17 protein-coding genes and 1 rRNA gene are annotated in these 16,708 nt (G+C 45.0%); 12 read left to right on the forward strand and 6 right to left on the reverse strand.

The annotated features are described in order from the left end of the window. Window positions 1-34 precede the first annotated feature (34 nt). The 12 genes from LEP1GSC052_RS17330 to fumC all read left to right on the forward strand — a co-directional run bounded on the left by LEP1GSC052_RS17330 (window position 35) and on the right by fumC (window position 14,481). Window positions 35-2,374, forward strand: coding sequence for a hypothetical protein (locus LEP1GSC052_RS17330; protein WP_010572998.1), 2,340 nt, complete (start codon window positions 35-37; stop codon window positions 2,372-2,374). A gap of 151 nt (window positions 2,375-2,525) precedes the next feature. After that, window positions 2,526-4,223 carry an FG-GAP repeat domain-containing protein gene (locus LEP1GSC052_RS17335; protein ID WP_167593883.1) on the forward strand — a complete coding sequence of 566 codons (1,698 nt, stop codon included), beginning with the start codon at window positions 2,526-2,528 and terminating at the stop codon, window positions 4,221-4,223. A 47-nt stretch (window positions 4,224-4,270) separates the two neighbouring features. After that, window positions 4,271-4,387 (forward strand): 5S ribosomal RNA (gene rrf / locus LEP1GSC052_RS17340). A gap of 245 nt (window positions 4,388-4,632) precedes the next feature. Beyond that, complete coding sequence (rpmH, locus tag LEP1GSC052_RS17345) at window positions 4,633-4,794, forward strand: 50S ribosomal protein L34 (RefSeq protein WP_000828326.1); 162 nt, start codon at window positions 4,633-4,635, stop codon at window positions 4,792-4,794. A gap of 40 nt (window positions 4,795-4,834) precedes the next feature. Further along, complete coding sequence (gene rnpA, locus LEP1GSC052_RS21075) at window positions 4,835-5,125, forward strand: ribonuclease P protein component (protein ID WP_240631106.1); 291 nt, start codon at window positions 4,835-4,837, stop codon at window positions 5,123-5,125. Continuing rightward, window positions 5,122-5,367: a membrane protein insertion efficiency factor YidD gene (gene yidD, locus LEP1GSC052_RS21080; RefSeq protein WP_010572996.1), complete on the forward strand. Its 246-nt coding sequence runs from the start codon at window positions 5,122-5,124 to the stop codon at window positions 5,365-5,367. The genes rnpA and yidD overlap by 4 nt, the downstream gene beginning before the upstream one ends. Next, complete coding sequence (gene yidC / locus LEP1GSC052_RS17350; RefSeq protein WP_020986659.1) at window positions 5,357-7,237, forward strand: membrane protein insertase YidC; 1,881 nt, start codon at window positions 5,357-5,359, stop codon at window positions 7,235-7,237. The genes yidD and yidC overlap by 11 nt, the downstream gene beginning before the upstream one ends. 43 nt (window positions 7,238-7,280) lie before the next feature. Then, window positions 7,281-7,991: an RNA-binding cell elongation regulator Jag/EloR gene (jag, locus tag LEP1GSC052_RS17355; RefSeq protein WP_010572995.1), complete on the forward strand. Its 711-nt coding sequence runs from the start codon at window positions 7,281-7,283 to the stop codon at window positions 7,989-7,991. Further along, window positions 7,984-9,354, forward strand: a complete 1,371-nt coding sequence (gene mnmE / locus LEP1GSC052_RS17360) for a tRNA uridine-5-carboxymethylaminomethyl(34) synthesis GTPase MnmE (protein WP_010572994.1) — start codon at window positions 7,984-7,986, stop codon at window positions 9,352-9,354. Before jag ends, mnmE begins: the two co-directional genes overlap by 8 nt. A 47-nt stretch (window positions 9,355-9,401) precedes the next feature. After that, the gene (locus LEP1GSC052_RS17365) at window positions 9,402-10,625 is read left to right on the forward strand and encodes a malic enzyme-like NAD(P)-binding protein (RefSeq protein ID WP_010572993.1); all 1,224 of its coding nucleotides are present in this window, start codon (window positions 9,402-9,404) and stop codon (window positions 10,623-10,625) included. Window positions 10,626-10,906: 281 nt separating this feature from the next. Then, window positions 10,907-12,985 carry a hypothetical protein gene (locus LEP1GSC052_RS17370; protein ID WP_010572992.1) on the forward strand — a complete coding sequence of 693 codons (2,079 nt, stop codon included), beginning with the start codon at window positions 10,907-10,909 and terminating at the stop codon, window positions 12,983-12,985. 101 nt (window positions 12,986-13,086) lie between these two features. Further along, window positions 13,087-14,481 (forward strand): class II fumarate hydratase, encoded by a 1,395-nt coding sequence (gene fumC, locus LEP1GSC052_RS17375; RefSeq protein ID WP_010572991.1) that lies wholly within the window; start codon window positions 13,087-13,089, stop codon window positions 14,479-14,481. Window positions 14,482-14,637: 156 nt separating this feature from the next. On the opposite strand, the gene LEP1GSC052_RS21340 is transcribed toward fumC, so the two are convergent. The 6 genes from LEP1GSC052_RS21340 to LEP1GSC052_RS17400 all read right to left on the reverse strand — a co-directional run bounded on the left by LEP1GSC052_RS21340 (window position 14,638) and on the right by LEP1GSC052_RS17400 (window position 16,551). After that, a complete protein-coding gene (locus tag LEP1GSC052_RS21340) occupies window positions 14,638-14,805 on the reverse strand; it encodes a hypothetical protein (RefSeq protein ID WP_156892131.1) in 168 nt (55 codons plus the stop codon). Then, window positions 14,787-15,227 carry a hypothetical protein gene (locus LEP1GSC052_RS17380; RefSeq protein WP_010572989.1) on the reverse strand — a complete coding sequence of 147 codons (441 nt, stop codon included), beginning with the start codon at window positions 15,225-15,227 and terminating at the stop codon, window positions 14,787-14,789. Before LEP1GSC052_RS17380 ends, LEP1GSC052_RS21340 begins: the two co-directional genes overlap by 19 nt. 99 nt (window positions 15,228-15,326) lie before the next feature. Continuing rightward, window positions 15,327-15,791 (reverse strand): hypothetical protein, encoded by a 465-nt coding sequence (locus LEP1GSC052_RS17385; RefSeq protein WP_010572988.1) that lies wholly within the window; start codon window positions 15,789-15,791, stop codon window positions 15,327-15,329. A gap of 4 nt (window positions 15,792-15,795) precedes the next feature. After that, a complete protein-coding gene (locus LEP1GSC052_RS17390; RefSeq protein WP_010572987.1) occupies window positions 15,796-15,975 on the reverse strand; it encodes a hypothetical protein in 180 nt (59 codons plus the stop codon). Between the two features lie 34 nt (window positions 15,976-16,009). After that, window positions 16,010-16,315 (reverse strand): LIC13344 family protein, encoded by a 306-nt coding sequence (locus LEP1GSC052_RS17395; protein WP_010572986.1) that lies wholly within the window; start codon window positions 16,313-16,315, stop codon window positions 16,010-16,012. Continuing rightward, complete coding sequence (locus LEP1GSC052_RS17400; RefSeq protein ID WP_010572985.1) at window positions 16,315-16,551, reverse strand: hypothetical protein; 237 nt, start codon at window positions 16,549-16,551, stop codon at window positions 16,315-16,317. Before LEP1GSC052_RS17400 ends, LEP1GSC052_RS17395 begins: the two co-directional genes overlap by 1 nt. Window positions 16,552-16,708 lie beyond the last annotated feature (157 nt).

Raw genomic sequence — 16,708 nt, forward strand, 5'->3', positions numbered from 1 at the left:
ATTCGTAAACCGCGTTGTTGATTGAATAGAAAAGATGGAAAGCACCGAACAGGACATAAGCTTCGAGGAATTGGCGGCGAGTAAGCCCGTTGAAATCCAGTCCCTTACGCCCGATTATATTTTTTTAAACGAGGGAGCCGTCGGCTTATCCGCAACCGCGCGTTGTATTCTGGACGAACTCAGAGACTGGCATAAAAAGACCGAAAAACACGGCTCGAAAAGTATTCATCCTTCTTATCTTCTTACGTTAGACAAGCTTGGCGAACTTTTAAACAAATACAGAAATCTCAGCGAACAAGCAAAGTCTCCGCCGAGCGTCGATCTCGCCTTACGTCAGTTAGTCGATTACGAAAAAAAAGGGAAGAACAAGTCCGCCTATATTTATCCGTTTTTGGTCCGTAACGGAGCCAAGGTGCTGGCTCGTATCGCGATCGCAAGTCCACAGAAAGAGGCGAAGACCGACGTAACTCCGTATCGAGTTGCTTGTTTCGAATTTTCGGAAGAGATGATCGATCTCATTCTTCAAAACCGATCCAAAAAACCGAAACTTCCCGACGAAGACAACCCCGGCTCCTTTCTGCTTCATAAAAACAAAGCGGGAAAGAATTGGCTCTTTCCGAAGTTGGCTTCTCTGGAAGCGGAGTTCTCCACTTTGTTGAAGAGGGGATTTCTTCCTTACAGTTATATTCCGATGATGGATTTCTTACGCGATTTTCTCACGTATGCGGTTCAAAAGAATTACGTGATGAAGATTCTTCCGGATTATCATATCATCTTGGACGATCTTCAATTAAACCCGGACGGTTCTTATGTGAATCAACCGGAGGTGATCGCGCATTATCGTTGTCAGGCGGACGCTCTTGAAAAGTTTGCGATTCCCTATCTCAAAGAACTATGTACGCGGGCCGGTTATAGTTTGTTCGCAACGAGAATCGCGGAATTCGAACAAACCCATATTCAGATGGTCGAACCCGGAAGAAAACAAAACAGCGAAAAAGTAAAAGCGCTGATTTCTTTGATCAACGATTATCCTTTCGATCGTGAAACCGACGAACTCGGCAAAAAGGTTTCCGAAACGTGCAGACTTTCCATTCAAATTCTTTCCAGATTGATGGAGGAAAAAGATAGGCTCGTTGAAAGAAAGGAAGAAAACGTTTTTAAATCCTTAAAGACGAGAATTCTTCATAAGATCGGCGAGAATACTCTCCAGGATCAGACGCTCTATAAATTCTCACCCGAACAAAAATTGAAATCGTCGGGTTTGTTGGACGAATCGCGTTATCCGGCATTGATTGAAGAATTGAAAAAAGATATTTCTGATCAATACGGGATGAAGGTGATCGAAAAAGCCGATCAAACATCCGAAATTTACGCGGTCGATCCCGGATATATGGCCGCCGTCTTACACAAGTTAAGCGGAATGGCGACGAGCAATCCCGCGTATCAAAAGGACTTGGACATCGCGCGCGAAATCAACGCGAGTTTGAGCAATCCGAAACATCCGGGCCTTAACGCAAAACTCAAAGCGGAGAATATCGTAAAACTTCAACAAGGCATCCAAGCGATGGAACAGTTGGAAGCCGAAAAACAACGTTCTCAGGAATTCGCGAAGAAATTCAATCTTCCCATGGGAATGTTGGGTTTTGTCGCGAGTATGATTCTCTTTTTAATCGCGTCCGTACATTTCAGAACGACGGGGATCTTATTCGTCGGAATTCCGGTGAGTTTGTTCTTAGGTTTGATGCTCGCATTCTATTTTAGAGATAAGGAAAAGTCGGACATTCTTTCCAACGGAGGAAGTTCGTCCGCTTCTCTCGGTTCCGGGTTTAAGGGAGAATACGGTGCGATGTCTTCTTCATCGGAAAGTTATTATTCCGGCGACGATTCCGAAGACGAACACTTTCAATCCAAGGGTGAAACGCCTAAGGAGAAGAAGGTGAGTTTGATCGCGAAAGGCGCGGAACGTTTCGTGTTCCCGAATCGTTTTACGAAGATCACCGATAAAATTCACGATTCCCGTTCTTTGCGTAAGAAGATTTTCGAGAACCTGGACAATATCCGAAACAGCGTCGCACATCTCAAAGGCGAAAAGGACGACGATAAGGTGGCTTCTACGATCGAATACGCTCTTTTACAAAACTCGGCTTCGATCCTGATTCCGGACGATTTAGTTCCACAAGGAATGCCCGGTTCCATCATTCTCAGTCATAACGATTTAAAAGCGCCTTTGATCCGCGATCAGATTTCCGAGTTTTTAAGAAACGAAGCGCAGAAGAAAAAATACGACAAGAAACTGGTTAAATATTATACGTTCCTAATCAATACAATCGAAGTGGAATATTACAAATATCTACCGAGCAGAAAGAAGAAATAAATTCTTCTTTCGAACGGGAGAATCATTTTTTCCGTTACATTTTGGATGCGAATTTAACATGAAGCAAAAACGTCCTTTCCTATTTGGAATCGTCTTTTTTATATCATTCTCCCTTTGCTGTGATCGAATCCGCAGTTTCAATCCGGGAGATATGAGTTCCTCACCGTATTACGAAAGTGTAATACTTCAGTGTATGATCGGCCAGACTTCCGGTTGTATTCCTCCTTCGATACGAAACGTCCTTAATTCGGGAGTTCTTCACTCCGGATTTTTAACGGGCGATCTCGCGCCCTTCGCTTCCGGCGCAGAAGTTTCGTTAGACGGAGCGCCCTTTCAACCCGCGATCGTTACCGGAACGACTTGGAAGTTCGCACTTCCGACCGGATCTCAGATCTGGAAACAGAATTCAAAACACTCGGTCGTCGTACGATCTTCTCTTTTCGGAGCGTGTTACGGAATCTATGTTCGAAAAGGGAATAACCAAGACGTAAACGGGGACGGGTTTCCCGATCTCATCGTAGGCGCGAATCAATACGCGGGCGGTGACGGTAAGGTTTATATCTTTCACGGAGGAAGTCAGGGGATTTCTTCACAATCCGCTCTATCGGCTAACACGAGTTTGGCGTCTTTATCGCCCGGAAGTCAATTCGGTTGGTTTTCGACTTTGGGCGATATCAACGGAGACGGTTATGCGGACGCGATCGTAAGCGCACCGAATACTGGGACCGATGCGGTTTATATCTTTCATTCTTCCGGAAGTTCGGGGATTCTAAACGGAGCCTCGCCGACTTCTACGTTAACCGCAGGTTCGACGGTTTTTTTCGGAGGTTCCATCGCCACGGGCGACGTCAACGGAGACGGGTTCGAAGATTTAGTGATCGGTTCTTACGGTTACAGCACTTCGCAAGGACGCGTTGATATTTTTCATTCTTCCGGACCGAACGGAATTTCCACCGCGAGTATCGCTTCGGCGCAAACCGCTTTGCTCGGGGCCGCGATCAACAATCGCTTTGGTATTTCCGTCGCGGCGGGCGACGTCAACGGGGACGGTTATTCGGACGTTTTGGTCGGGGCCGACGGAGCTTCGAGGTCTTATGTTTTTCATTCTTCCGGAAGTTCCGGGATTACGAGTCAAAACCTCGGAGTATCAGGAATTTCGAATACACTTTTGATCGGAGAATCCGCGAGTTTATTCGGAATTTCGGTTGCGTTAGGCGACATCAACGGAGACGGTTTGGAAGACGCTTTGATCGGCGGGAGATCCTATTCCGCAAACCAAGGGCGTGCGTATGCGTTTCATTCTTCCGGGAATTCAGGAATCGCAAATCAAGATCTATCTACTTCAGGAATTGCTAATACGTATTTGACCGGTCAAGCCGGGACCGGTTTTTTCGGAATCTCGGTCGCGTTGGGCGACGTAAACGGAGACGGTTTTCACGATGCACTTGTCGGGGCTTATGGACTGGCCCAAGGAAACGGATTCGTTTTTCTTTCTTCGGGAAATTCCGGAATTGTCGGTCAAAATCTATCGGCCGGTGGAACGGCACATGCGGTTTTTAGCGGGGAGAATTCGGGCGATCAATTCGGAATTTTTGTCGCTTTCGGCGATGGCAACGGGGACGGACTTTCCGACGCTTGCATTGGCGCTTACGGTTATTCTACCAATCAAGGACGTGCGTATCTCTTTGCGGGAACACACGCCGGAGTTCCGACCACTTCCGCGGTTTCTGCGACGACCATTCTTACCGGAGAAGTCAACAGCCAGTTTGCGTATTCGATCGCTTCTTACGTTGAAACGACTTACTTCTTAAAAAGATTCTCCGGAAAAGAATTCGAACTTTTTTATTAATTTTAGATTGACGGGAGAATTCGGTACGCGAACCTGACCTCAAGATTCCCGGTGACTATAGAGAGAGGGCCACACCCGTTCCCATCCCGAACACGGAAGTTAAGCCTCTCATCGCTGATGGTACTGTGTGGTTCGCTGCATGGGAGAGTAGGACGTTGCCGGGTTTTCTTATTTTAGGACAGAGGGTTGATTCTGACAATTCTCCTCCCGTCGTTCGGGCCTTCCATCAGGGCATTTTCTTTTTCCCTGAATCACAAAGAATAGAACTCCCGACAAAGACGAATTCACTCCAAATCCGGATGTGAAATAGGTTGACTCAGACCTTTTTCAGAAAGCTTCTGTATGGAAGAGTATTGGATTCTTTCTGAAAGAAGAAAAACGCAATCATTAACGCCAATCAGGGATAATTATGAAAAGAAATTACCAGCCCAGCCGAGTTAAAAGAGCGAGAACACACGGATTTCGCGCAAGAATGGCTACTGCCGGTGGAAGAAAAGTTCTTTCACGCAGAAGAAAAAAGGGCAGATACAAACTTACTGTTTCTGACGAAAAACTCGGTAAAAAATACTAAGAATTAAGTCATCGAAGAGACATTAAAATCCAGGAAGGAGATCCAATCTCTTTTTAAGGCTGGAAAAAGAGTCTCCCGCTTCCCGATCGTTCTAGTATTCCTTCCCAATTCTTTATCAAAGAATCGTTATCTTTACTGTCCCGAGCGTACGGTAAAGACCGCGGTTCAAAGAAATCGGATCAAAAGGAGACTTAGGTCGGTCATACACGAGGAAGAGAAGAACTTTCTGCAAGGCTTTGATATCGCGATATTAGCCAAAAAAGAAATTTTGGATCTGAACCACGGGGAGCTGGTTAAGATTCTGGTCTCTCTGATCAACCGAATCCGATGAACCAACTTGCAATCAAACTGATTCAGCTCTATAAAAAGCTAATCTCTCCTTTATTGCCGCCCGCCTGTCGTTTTACACCCTCTTGTTCCGAATATGCCGCTCAAGCGTTTCAAGAATACGGATTCTTCCGTGCGCTTCAGTTGAGCACTTGGAGAATTTTGAGATGCAACCCCCTTTCTCGAGGGTTTGAAGATCCCTTACCACCTAACATTAAAAGGACGAACTGTGCACATGGAAGATAGACAAAGCAGATTATTTTTAGCTTTAATTCTCAGTATGGGAATTTGGATGGGAGTGAATTATTTTTTCTTCCCTTCCGCCCCTCCTAAAAAACCTTCCGAAACCAAGGAAGCGAATTCCGATAAACCTTCGGAGAAAAAACAGGACCAAGTTCAGACAGAAAAGAAGAAAGAATCTCTTACCGCCGCTCCGGTTCAGGAAACGAAAGTAATTCCTACCGAATCAAAAAAGACGTTAGTCGTCACCGATTCTTACATCGTAGAGTTCAGTTCCTTAGGCGGAAGAATCTCCAAGTTTTACATGAAGGATCACAACGGCGCCGACGGGCAACCGATCCAAGTCGCTCGTAAAAATCCGGAAACTCTCACCGTGGACGGCAAAACGTATCAAGGTGTCGAGTTGTCCAGAGAGAAAGGTTTCGATTTTAACTTTACCGATTCTTTAAACGCGCTTCCGAATTCGGATTGGAACCAGGTTTCATTTACGATGGAAGAGAACAAAGCCGATCGAACCGTAGTATTCTCCGCTTTATCTTCCGATAAAACGTATCAGCTGAAAAAAACGTTTCGTTTCTTTCCGGGTGAGAATTATTTCAAAGTTACAGTTTCCATCGTTAACTTAACCAAAGACAAACTTTCTTTCGCTTCTCAAAAAAACACCCAGTATCTCAGGACCTTCGGAAGTCTCGGACCTTATCCGAAAGACAGAGCCTTGAACGACAGAGATACCGCGAACTTTTTCAGATTCTATCATTTGGGCGGTTCGTTTAACGATACTTTGGACGGAAGTTCTTCGGTGGGATTTTGGTCTTCGGTGGGTAACTTCTTTACCGGAAGTTCCGGTGCGGACGAATCCTTCAGCATAAAAACGAACGCCGAATCCGGAGTTGATTTTGCGGGAACCGGTTCCCGTTATTTTATCGCGGTCGCAGATCCGCTCGATCATAAACCGCAAGGCGTCGTTTTGGATAACAGACCCAAAAACGAAAGCGGTGCAGTATTATTATATGATAATATAGTGTTGAGCGCGGGCGAAACTTATAATCTCGATTTCGCCTCCTACGTCGGTATTCGTGAAAGTGTGGGAATGATTTTCCGCAATCCCGAACTCGATCCGAACCAAGCGAAGAACAGTCCGTTCGCGGGTTTGAGTTCCGACCTCAATAAATCCTTCAACCAAGGGATGACCACTCCATTTAGAAACGGAATCATCTGGGTTCTGAAACAAATCTACAGGTTTACGGTTCCGAACTACGGCTGGAGCATCATCATCTTTGCGATTCTTTTCAAACTCGTTTTCTATCCGCTCAACCAAAAACAAGCGGACAGCATGAAGAAGATGCAGGAACTCAGCCCGCAACTGAAAACCATCAACGAAAAGTTCGCGAACGATCCTAAGATGCGTCAGCAAAAAACGATGGAACTCTATAAGAAGAATAACGTAAACCCGGTCGGCGGTTGTCTTCCTATGGTGATTCAAATTCCGATTTTTATCGCTCTTTATACCGCGTTTTCTGATACAATAGATCTTTGGAATTCTCCATTCTTATGGGTCAAAGATCTCAGCGAACCGGACGTAATCTGGACTTCTCCTGCGATTCCTTATTTTACTCAAACGGGAATCGGTTTAAACCTTCTCGCTCTTCTGATGGTCGGAACTCAGATCTTTCAAACGAGAATGACTTCCGTATCCATGGATCCGAATCAGAAAGTTCTTCTTTACGTGATGCCGGTTATGATGCTCTACATTTTTTGGAACATGCCTTCCGGAGTTACTCTTTACTGGACTTTCCAAAACGTACTTTCCATCGGTCAACAGTGGATCACCAATCACATGAAAAAGACCGAAGAGAAGAAAAAGGCGAAGGCCTGATCGCGAATCGCGACACAACGAACTCATTATCGAGGATAAACACATGGAAAATTACATCTTTGAAGCAGAGGCTAAATCGAAGTCCGAAGCCGAAGAGTACACTCTCAAAACTCTCCGATTGAATTCGGACGAGGTTCGTTTTGAAACCGTTGATTCCGGAAAAGGCGGCTTTTTCGGAATCTCTCAAAAGAAGCCGGCCGTAGTCCGCGCTTACGTAACTTCTCGGGATCTTCCCGCGGAGAAAATCATTCACGGGGTCGTACTCACCGTTCTTAAGAAGATGGGAATCGAAGCCGAAGTGGTCGGAATGGGCGACGTCGACGGAAAAATTTACGTCGAAATCGCAAGCAAGGAATCCGGACTCGTGATCGGAAAAAGAGGAGCCACGTTAGACGCTCTTCAGTTCATCTTCAACTTGATGGTCGATTCCAAGATCAGACACGGAAGAAAAATCGTACTGGATATAGAATCCTATAGAGACAAAAGAGAACTTTCTCTTGTTCGTCTCGGTAAATCCGTTGCGGCGACCGTTGCGAAAACCGGAAAATCGAAACTTCTCGAACCGATGAATCCTTTCGAAAGAAGAATCATCCACATGGCTCTTCAGGAAAACGAAAAAGTTTTTACGAGATCCGAAGGAAACGGCACTTACAAAAAAGTAAGAATCATTCCTATGAAAGACAAACACAAATACAAAGACGTTGCAGAAAAAGGTCCTAACAACGACCTTCTTGAAGAAGCAAACTTTGAATGATACGATAGCAGCCGTATCAACAGCTTCCGGGTCCGGGGCGATCGGAATTATCCGAATGTCCGGGCCGGAGGCGCTCACGATTTCCTCCTCCTTTCTTTATTCGAAAAATAAACAAATCTCTCCTTCCGACGTTCAACCGAGAACGGCGATCCAATGCGTCTTTCAAATCGGCGATCGACAAGTGGATCAAATTCTATTCTTTTATTTCAAGGCTCCTCATTCTTTTACGGGGGAGAATCTTTGTGAATTTCATTTTCACGGGAATCCGATTTTGTTAAGAGAAGCGTTAGACGCCATCTTCAGAGCCGGAGCTCGTCCCGCGAAACAGGGAGAATTTTCACGTCGCGCATTCTTAAATGAAAAATTGGATCTTACCGAAGCGGAAGCGATCGGCCGTTTGATCTCGGCGCGTTCCCGTTTCGAATTGGAGCTCGCGCAAAAAAACGTATTCGGAGAAGTTTCCCGTTTCACTTCCAATTTGAGAAGTCAGTTGATTTCTCTCAAAGCCGAATGCGAAGCCGAAATCGATTTTTCGACTGAAGATCTTACATACGAATCTTTGGAAGAAAGAAAAGCTCGCATCGAAAAAGTAAAAACGCTCTGTCAAACCGTGATCACAAAATCGGACTCGGCGGAAAAATTAATCCAACAACTTAGAATCGTTCTCTACGGCGAACCGAACACTGGTAAGTCCAGTTTGATGAACGTTCTTCTCGGAAAGGATCGTTCGATCATCTCCGAAATTCCCGGCACGACTCGCGATTATATCAGCGAAGAAATTCTTCTCGAAGGAATTCCGGTTCGACTTGTGGATACGGCCGGAGTTCGAGAAACGGAAGACCGCATCGAAAAACTCGGAATCGAAAGAAGCGAAAAAGAATTTCAATCCGCGGACATCCGTCTTTTTCTCGTGGACGTTTCCAAAAAAGAAAATTGGAAAGAATTTATATCTAAAACCCGTGACCGACTCGAAGGCGCCATTCTCGTCGCGAACAAGATCGACATTCGGGATTCTTCCTGGGATCCGAATTTATTTTCCGAAGTAAAGGATCTAACCGTCTGCGAAATTTCCTGTAAAACCAAGGAAGGAATTTCGATTCTTCTAGGTGCGATCAAAGAAAGGGCCGGAACAATGGGGCATTCCGAAGATTATGTCCTCTTGGAAGAACGGCAAAGATATCATTTTGAAACCATCGTTCGTTGTCTCAACAACACGCTTCGATTGATCGAAGAAGGCGCTCCTGCGGAAATCTATATCAAAGAAATAGACTATGCTCTTTCCGAAATCGGGGAGGTGAACGGCAGAGTGGACACGGAAGAAATTTTGGGGAGAATCTTCAGCAAGTTCTGCGTAGGCAAATGAAATGTTATGGTCGCACGGCCTGATTTCAAAAATATGGGAAATATCGTATGAGGGAAAAATCGTTACAATACCACGCGCTTCATCCTAAGGGAAAAATTGAAGTAGTTCCAACCAAACCGACTCAGGATTCTTACGATCTTTCCCTCGCTTATTCTCCCGAACTCGTTTACGAATATACGAACAAAGGAAATCTTGTAGGCATCATCACCAACGGAACCGCGATTCTCGGTCTCGGCGACATCGGCGCTCTTGCCGGTAAACCCGTGATGGAAGGTAAGGCGGTTCTTTTTAAGAAGTTCGCGGGCATCGACGTTTTCGACATCGAAGTCAATACGAAGGACCCGGATGAATTTATCAACGCGGTTAAACTTCTCGAACCTACCTTCGGTGGAATCAATCTCGAAGACATCAAAGCTCCCGAAAGTTTTTATATAGAAGAACAACTCATCGAAAAGATGAATATTCCCGTGTTCCACGACGATCAACACGGAACCGCGATCATCACCGCTGCGGGATTGTTGAATTCTTTCGAACTCACCGGTAAAAAACCGGGGAACGTAAAAGTGGTTATCTGCGGCGCGGGAGCCGCAGGAATCGCGATCGCGGAACTCATTCAACATATCGGAATCAAAAAAGAACAGATCTTTCTCGTAGATACGAAAGGTGTGATCCATCATAAACGAACCGATCTCAACGAATCCAAAAAGAAATACGTTCAAACGACCGAAGATACGACTCTCAGAGACGTGATGAAAGGCTCCGATATTTTTGTAGGAGTTTCGGTGGAGAATATGGTCGATGAAGACATGGTTCGTTCCATGGCAAAAGATCCGGTCATCTTCGCATTAGCAAATCCGGATCCTGAAATCCCGTATCAAGTCGCAAAGGCAGTTCGTTCGGATCTCATTATGGGAACGGGAAGAAGCGACAATCCGAATCAGGTGAACAACGTATTAGGATTTCCTTTTATATTCAGAGGCGCTCTCGACGTAAGAGCCCGTCATATCACTCTTGAAATGAAACTCGCCGCGGCTCGCGCGCTCGCGGAACTTGCTCGCCTGGAAGTTCCCGATGCGGTCAGCAAGGCTTACGGCGGAGCAAAGTTTACGTTCGGTCCAGAATATCTGATTCCGAAACCGTTCGACAAACGAGTTCTCTTTCACGTCGCACCTGCGGTTGCGGAAGCGGCTGTAGCGAGCGGTACTTCTAGAATTCCTTATCTCGGAAGAGAAAAATATCTCGGTTTCCTCGAAGGGATTATTCGATCTTAAAAACGTCTCCGTACGAGACGTTTTTGCCGAGTTTCGCTTCGTTGACTCAGGTCTTTCGAGATTAACGAATTCAACTCAGTCCGCTTAGAATACTTTCACAAACGACAGATCGAAAATTCTCCCCCGAGAAAAAGAACTGAGTTATTTCGGAAAACTCCCGATATTCAAAGAGATAATTTCTTTTTCAAGAATGGAAAATCTTGATTTGATACAAATAGGCTTCGACTTTTCTAATTTTCTGAAGTCTCTTAGCTATATACCCTCTTGGGGCGCGGTAGATTATGTCCAAATCTGAAAATCAAGTTCCGACTCCCGAAGCCTTCGTATTGAGTTCGGAGGAAACGCAGGATATGATCGGAGATCAGGAACTCAAAGTTCTGATGCTTCAATTCAATCCGGGCGCGTTCAAGGACATAGACTTGGTCGAGAAGGGAGTGGAGAATTACTTTCTATTCAGTCAATCTCCGTTCGCTCTCACAAAAATCGAACAACTCCAACATCTCAAACTTCACGATATAAAATTTTTGGAAGAAAGAAGAGGGATCCAATCCTATCAATATCTTCAGTTTCAAAAAGAAGTAAGAGAACTTCAAATCGCGAACGTAATCATTCGTCCCGCATCCTTAAAAGCGGATCAGATCGTAAAAGTAAAACGAGGTTGTCTTCTTCAGAGCGTCGCCGCCGTTCTTGAGATGCTTCACGCAAGAGATCAGTTTATTCTCAACGTTTCCAAAAATTCGGAAATAGAGGATTGGGTTCATCAGAATTATCTGAACGTGGACGAGAAGGGAATGCCGATCAATATTTCGGATTCCAAGTTTCTGGAGAAGTCCATGCAAAATTTGGAATCTCTTTCTTTGGAAGCGCTTCTAAGTCGTTTGCAGGTCCGCGGCGACTTGTTCAGCAATATATTCCAAATGTTGAATCAAAAGCCCGGGGAAATTTTAAATCAACTTTCTCTGATCAAAGTGGAAGCGGAAGTTCTACCGGTTCTCGAAAAAAGAGGTTCCCGATCTCCGCTTTTGCAATTACATCCGCGCTTTCATTTGTTTCAACCTTCGTTGGACGAACTTCTGAGTTTTAGACACGCGTCCAAGGATAAGGACGAACCTCCTAAACTTACAGAACTCGAAATCATATTCGATTTATTTACCGTGATCGCGCGCAAAATTCTTCTGCAGATTCTTCCCGGCGAGGATTCTTCCTGGATCGAACTTACCGGCAATTCTCAAGCGGAAAGATACGTGCAGGAGTTGAAAAAACATCCCGCGTTTACTTCGGGTAAAAGTTGGTCCGGCGGCGGCGATTTTATCAAAGCGTACGAAGTTCTTTTGCAAACCGTAAGAACATTAGAAAATCTTAAAAAAGAATCCTTAATCAACCTAATCACCGGCGAGAATCTATTTCGTTTTAAAGAATCTAAAGAACCGGTCAATTTCGATCTTTCGAATTTCGAAGCAGACGACGCGGCGATCAAAAGCGTAGGAATGAGCAGAAGCGAATTGTTCCGCCAAGTTTTGGATCGGATTCGCGCAAGAGAAGACTTCCTCAAAAAGGAAAGAAAAGGCGCTGGCGGCGAAACGATCGGTCTTTTGATTCTTGCGAAGAGTATGATTCTTCGTTCCTTTGTCGAGGTTCGTCCTCGAAGAACTTCGATTCATAATCTCGTTCGACAAAACGGTTATCCCAGAGGAATTTACGAATTTTTAAAAGAAGTTTCCGACGTGAAGGACGGACAAGCCGCGGTTGACGAACAGATTCGTTTGAGCAAAGCGATCGCGGAATGGGAAGAAGACACGGAGAAGGAAAGAATCCGATCCGAAAGGGCTTCGAAGTCGATCATCGAAAGAATCATAGAATTTATTCTCAGCTTATTCGGAATCAAACTTGCTCCGAAAGAAAAAGAAATCCCGAGCAGGGGCCAAGTCAGAAAAGAAACTAAAAATTCGGAGCCGGATAATTCTCCCCAAGAATCCGTTAAACCGAAAAAGAAAATGTCGCTCGGAGTGATCGTCGGACCGAAGGAAAAGGAAATGATCATTCCGGCCCGCGTTCAAAAGGCGATCGACTACGTGGACCGAAAAAACAACGGACTGATCTGGCTCGACGAAGTCGTGATCGCCGTTTCTTCCCCAGAATTCGGAAAAGACAAAGTGGCCGACCTCATATACTATGACCAGAAGCGGAGATATCTGGAAATCAGAGCGATGAACCAGGTCAGACACGTTTTTATTCGAAGAGAATTGGAATCCGATCCGACTTGGATTCAAACCACTCTGGATTATCTCGACAATGTTTCCGCCAAAAAACCGGAGTTTTCCGCGCTCGCGGACACTCTGAGACGATTTCAAAACGAATAACGATCCGATTTAATTCTAATCATATTAGAATTTTATTAAATATCAATATTCGATTTGGAGAATTTTATATTTCAATCAACTTGTAACCTTTCGGAGGATTCATGAAAACCAGAATCGAAACGGATTCAATGGGCGAAATCGCTGTAGACGATTCAAAATATTGGGGCGCGCAAACGGAGCGTTCTCTACATCACTTTCATATCGGAAACGATCGTTTCCCAAGAGAAATGATCCGCGCTTTGGGAATTCTTAAAAAATCGGCCGCGATCGTAAACGCCGAACTCGGTCTTTTAACCGAGGACAAAAAGAAATTGATCGTCCAAGCGGCTGACGAAGTGATTTCCGGAAAGTTGGACGAACATTTTCCTCTTTCGGTTTGGCAAACTGGTTCGGGAACTCAGACCAACATGAATTCCAACGAAGTGATTTCGAATCGCGCGATCGAAATCGCCGGCGGAGTTATGGGTTCTAAAAAACCGATTCACCCGAACGACGACGTGAACAAGGCTCAGTCTTCGAACGACACGTTTCCTACCGCGATGCATATCGCCGCCGCGGAACAATTCAACCAAAAATTGATTCCGGCGCTGACCCAACTCAGAGACACTCTGAAAAAGAAAACGGATGAATTTCAGAATATTATAAAAATCGGAAGAACCCATCTTCAAGACGCGACTCCGTTGACTTTAGGTCAGGAATTTTCCGGTTACGTTCAACAATTGGATTACAACATCGCAAGAGTAAAGGCGGTTCTTCCCGCCGTTTACAGACTTGCGTTAGGCGGAACAGCGGTCGGAACCGGACTCAATACGCATCCGCAGTTTGCGGTAAAGGCCGCAGCTCAGATTTCCAAGGAAACCGGACTTCCCTTCGTAAGCGCGGAAAATAAATTCGAAGCTCTTGCGGCTCACGATTCTCTCGTGGAAGCGAGCGGTGTTTTAAAAACCATCGCCGCGTCCTTGATGAAGATCGCCAACGACGTACGTTGGCTTTCTTCCGGTCCTCGTTGCGGGATCGGTGAGATCAGCATTCCCGAAAACGAACCCGGTTCTTCCATTATGCCCGGAAAAGTCAACCCGACTCAATCCGAACAGATGACCATGGTTGCGGCACAAGTAATCGCAAACGACGTCGCGGTGAATATCGGAGGTGCTTCGGGAAATTTCGAATTGAACGTTTTTAAACCGTTGATCATTCACAACGTGTTGAATTCGATTCGTTTACTTTCCGATTCTTGCGTATCTTTCGAAGAACACTGCGCGCGCGGAATTACTCCGAATAAGGAAAAACTCAACGAACATTTGAACAATTCTTTGATGCTCGTTACAGCGTTGAATCCTCATATCGGATACGACAACGCGGCAAAGATCGCAAAGAACGCGCACAAAAAAGGAACGACCTTGAAGGAATCCGGAATCGAACTGGGACTTTTAACAAGCGAACAATTCGATCAGTGGGTTCTTCCGGAAAAGATGATCCATCCTTCCGTGGACTAAAAAAACGAAAGAAGGGCCGAGCGTGTTTGCCCGGCCCTTTGTTTGCAAGCGCCTTGGATCTTTTGATCAAAGGCGCTTTTTATTTGCGCGTAAGAAAAATTAAAAAATCCGAATATTCTGATTTCTTAAAATTTTACTTTCTATTCTGAGAAAAAATTAAGACCTTCGATCCTCGTCCTTTTCAAAGTTCCAGTAACCTTTGAGACAGTACCAAAGACAAGCCGCTCCGATTCCCATCAAAAACCAAATCAAAAACGTCCAAAAGACCGTATAACCGAAAATCAATAGGATTATATCGAAGGTCTTCAAGGAGCCACTTCCCATTCTTTACTTTCGTCTTTCGGTTTCGCGGAGGATTCGCCGAACCAACGAACGAACTTATAAACGTAGGCGGCTCGAAACGAATTCATTCTGTCTTCAAGGCAGATTCTTTTAAGAATTCGATCCGCGGTTTCCCGGTATCCGTCTCGATCCAATTTTTCTTCGCGCATCAACTGATACAAAGCGTCGTGAACCAAGGAACCGCGCATAAAAGTTTTCGTATCGATGGTCGGTCCGCTCGGCCCGTCCCACGCGTATCCGGCTTCGATGTTGAGCATACCGTCTCGGTTTAGATCCACGAAAATTTTCACATCCGGATTTCCGATTTGAAGCGGAGAATTCGTTTTGATTTCGGTTTGAAAACTGTAAGGTTTTACGAGTTGGTATTTGTAATTTCTAAGATTTTTATAAACGATATGATCCATTTAATTCCCTCCTCTTTGCTTTCTTCGGGAACCCAAAGCCGTTTTTCGTAGTTTTGTGTTAGGCGACTTCTCCGTGTTTCGAATAAGATTCTATTTTTATTATACGGCGATTTCGTTTACACTTCCTTCCGGAATCGGTTTTAGATTCGAAATTTCTTTTTGAGAACGTAAAACTTCCCGATACCAATCCGCAAATTCCCGGATGAAAAGCGGGTCGTGCGCCTCGCCTTTTTTTTCCATTTCCTTGTCCTTGCGATAGATCGCACGGATTTGTTCGATGGGAAGTTTCCAAGATTCTTCGATCGCTTTCACATAACGTGCAGTGTTTCGGATTCCCTTGATGACGTCCGCGAGATGTTCCCTATACAACGGTCCCGGCTCGAAGGGAGAATTTTGAACCACGTTTTGCGAATACTTGAACGCGATATCCCGGAGATTGAGTTCGGATTCGACGACGATCTGTTCCAATCGTACGGAAAGAATTCTTCCTCTTCTCCAAAATTTACCCTCGTGTACGACTTTGCCGTCCACGATCGAACGTTTCGTGTTGTTCGAATCGTTCATAAAATTACGCCGCTCCTTTCGGTTCTTCTTGAATCGAAGAAACCGTCGCGTTCAAATGTAGGGAACGGATTTTATCCGAAAGAGAGATCAAGGGTTTGAACTTTTTGATCAGACATTCCTCGCAAAGATCGGTTTGACGCATTGAATCCCTTTGAGCGCATTGTGAACAACGATTGACTTCCATAATCTAAATTCTCCTTAAAGTTTTCGAATCGGGATTATTCCCCGAATTCCTCTTCCAAAATATATTCAAGAATACTAATGAACTCCTGAATCTTGTTCGGATTTTTTTCACAGATTTGAGCGATATCGTTCTTCACTAAAAAGAGCGAAGTCACCGCCTTATCGTGCATCTCCGAATGATCGTCCCATCTCCAGTCGAAAGTGGGAAATTGTTCCCTTACGTATTCGGCGATTTGAACGATCATTTTTTCCTCGATATCGGAAAGAACGATCGGATCCAAATTGTCCCTATTCACGATCAGATTTTTTACGGCGATCGCGGCCGAGCCTTGTTGATTCATTATGCCGCCCTCCTGTTTTTTCGTTTGTTATAGGATCGAGGCGCACGATCCATTCGGTACGGAACATTCCATTTTTTGAATGCTTCTCTGATTTCGGTGTAGGAATGTTGTCCGTTTAAACTTTTCGAAAGGTAATCGTAATTGACTTCCGCTTCCCTCGCGAACTTGGCTAAGGTTTTCATTCGCAACGTGATACAAATGAAATCCTTACATTCGTCTCCGTTAATGATGATCATCGAGCCTCCTTTTTGTGATTGCGATTTCGCTTCCGTATGCGAGCCTTGGGTCGTGCGAACGACCGGATCGAACGTCGAAATCGACTTTGATTTCAGCGAGTCCTGTCCCGCCTGAAATGACCATACGTTAAAAATGTATGGTTGTCAATCATAAAAT

The organism is Leptospira kmetyi serovar Malaysia str. Bejo-Iso9, assembly GCF_000243735.2.
Taxonomy (GTDB): domain Bacteria; phylum Spirochaetota; class Leptospiria; order Leptospirales; family Leptospiraceae; genus Leptospira; species Leptospira kmetyi.

What these genes read in the sequence shown, in the direction of transcription:
- LEP1GSC052_RS17330 (WP_010572998.1), top strand. Translation starts at nt 35, where the DNA reads ATGGAAAGCACCGAACAGGACATAAGCTTCGAGGAATTGGCGGCGAGT.
- LEP1GSC052_RS17335 (WP_167593883.1), top strand. Translation starts at nt 2,526, where the DNA reads ATGAGTTCCTCACCGTATTACGAAAGTGTAATACTTCAGTGTATGATC.
- rpmH (WP_000828326.1), top strand. Translation starts at nt 4,633, where the DNA reads ATGAAAAGAAATTACCAGCCCAGCCGAGTTAAAAGAGCGAGAACACAC.
- yidD (WP_010572996.1), top strand. Translation starts at nt 5,122, where the DNA reads ATGAACCAACTTGCAATCAAACTGATTCAGCTCTATAAAAAGCTAATC.
- yidC (WP_020986659.1), top strand. Translation starts at nt 5,357, where the DNA reads ATGGAAGATAGACAAAGCAGATTATTTTTAGCTTTAATTCTCAGTATG.
- jag (WP_010572995.1), top strand. Translation starts at nt 7,281, where the DNA reads ATGGAAAATTACATCTTTGAAGCAGAGGCTAAATCGAAGTCCGAAGCC.
- LEP1GSC052_RS17365 (WP_010572993.1), top strand. Translation starts at nt 9,402, where the DNA reads ATGAGGGAAAAATCGTTACAATACCACGCGCTTCATCCTAAGGGAAAA.
- LEP1GSC052_RS17370 (WP_010572992.1), top strand. Translation starts at nt 10,907, where the DNA reads ATGTCCAAATCTGAAAATCAAGTTCCGACTCCCGAAGCCTTCGTATTG.
- fumC (WP_010572991.1), top strand. Translation starts at nt 13,087, where the DNA reads ATGAAAACCAGAATCGAAACGGATTCAATGGGCGAAATCGCTGTAGAC.
- LEP1GSC052_RS21340 (WP_156892131.1), bottom strand. Translation starts at nt 14,805, where the DNA reads ATGGGAAGTGGCTCCTTGAAGACCTTCGATATAATCCTATTGATTTTC.
- LEP1GSC052_RS17380 (WP_010572989.1), bottom strand. Translation starts at nt 15,227, where the DNA reads ATGGATCATATCGTTTATAAAAATCTTAGAAATTACAAATACCAACTC.
- LEP1GSC052_RS17385 (WP_010572988.1), bottom strand. Translation starts at nt 15,791, where the DNA reads ATGAACGATTCGAACAACACGAAACGTTCGATCGTGGACGGCAAAGTC.
- LEP1GSC052_RS17390 (WP_010572987.1), bottom strand. Translation starts at nt 15,975, where the DNA reads ATGGAAGTCAATCGTTGTTCACAATGCGCTCAAAGGGATTCAATGCGT.
- LEP1GSC052_RS17395 (WP_010572986.1), bottom strand. Translation starts at nt 16,315, where the DNA reads ATGAATCAACAAGGCTCGGCCGCGATCGCCGTAAAAAATCTGATCGTG.
- LEP1GSC052_RS17400 (WP_010572985.1), bottom strand. Translation starts at nt 16,551, where the DNA reads ATGATCATCATTAACGGAGACGAATGTAAGGATTTCATTTGTATCACG.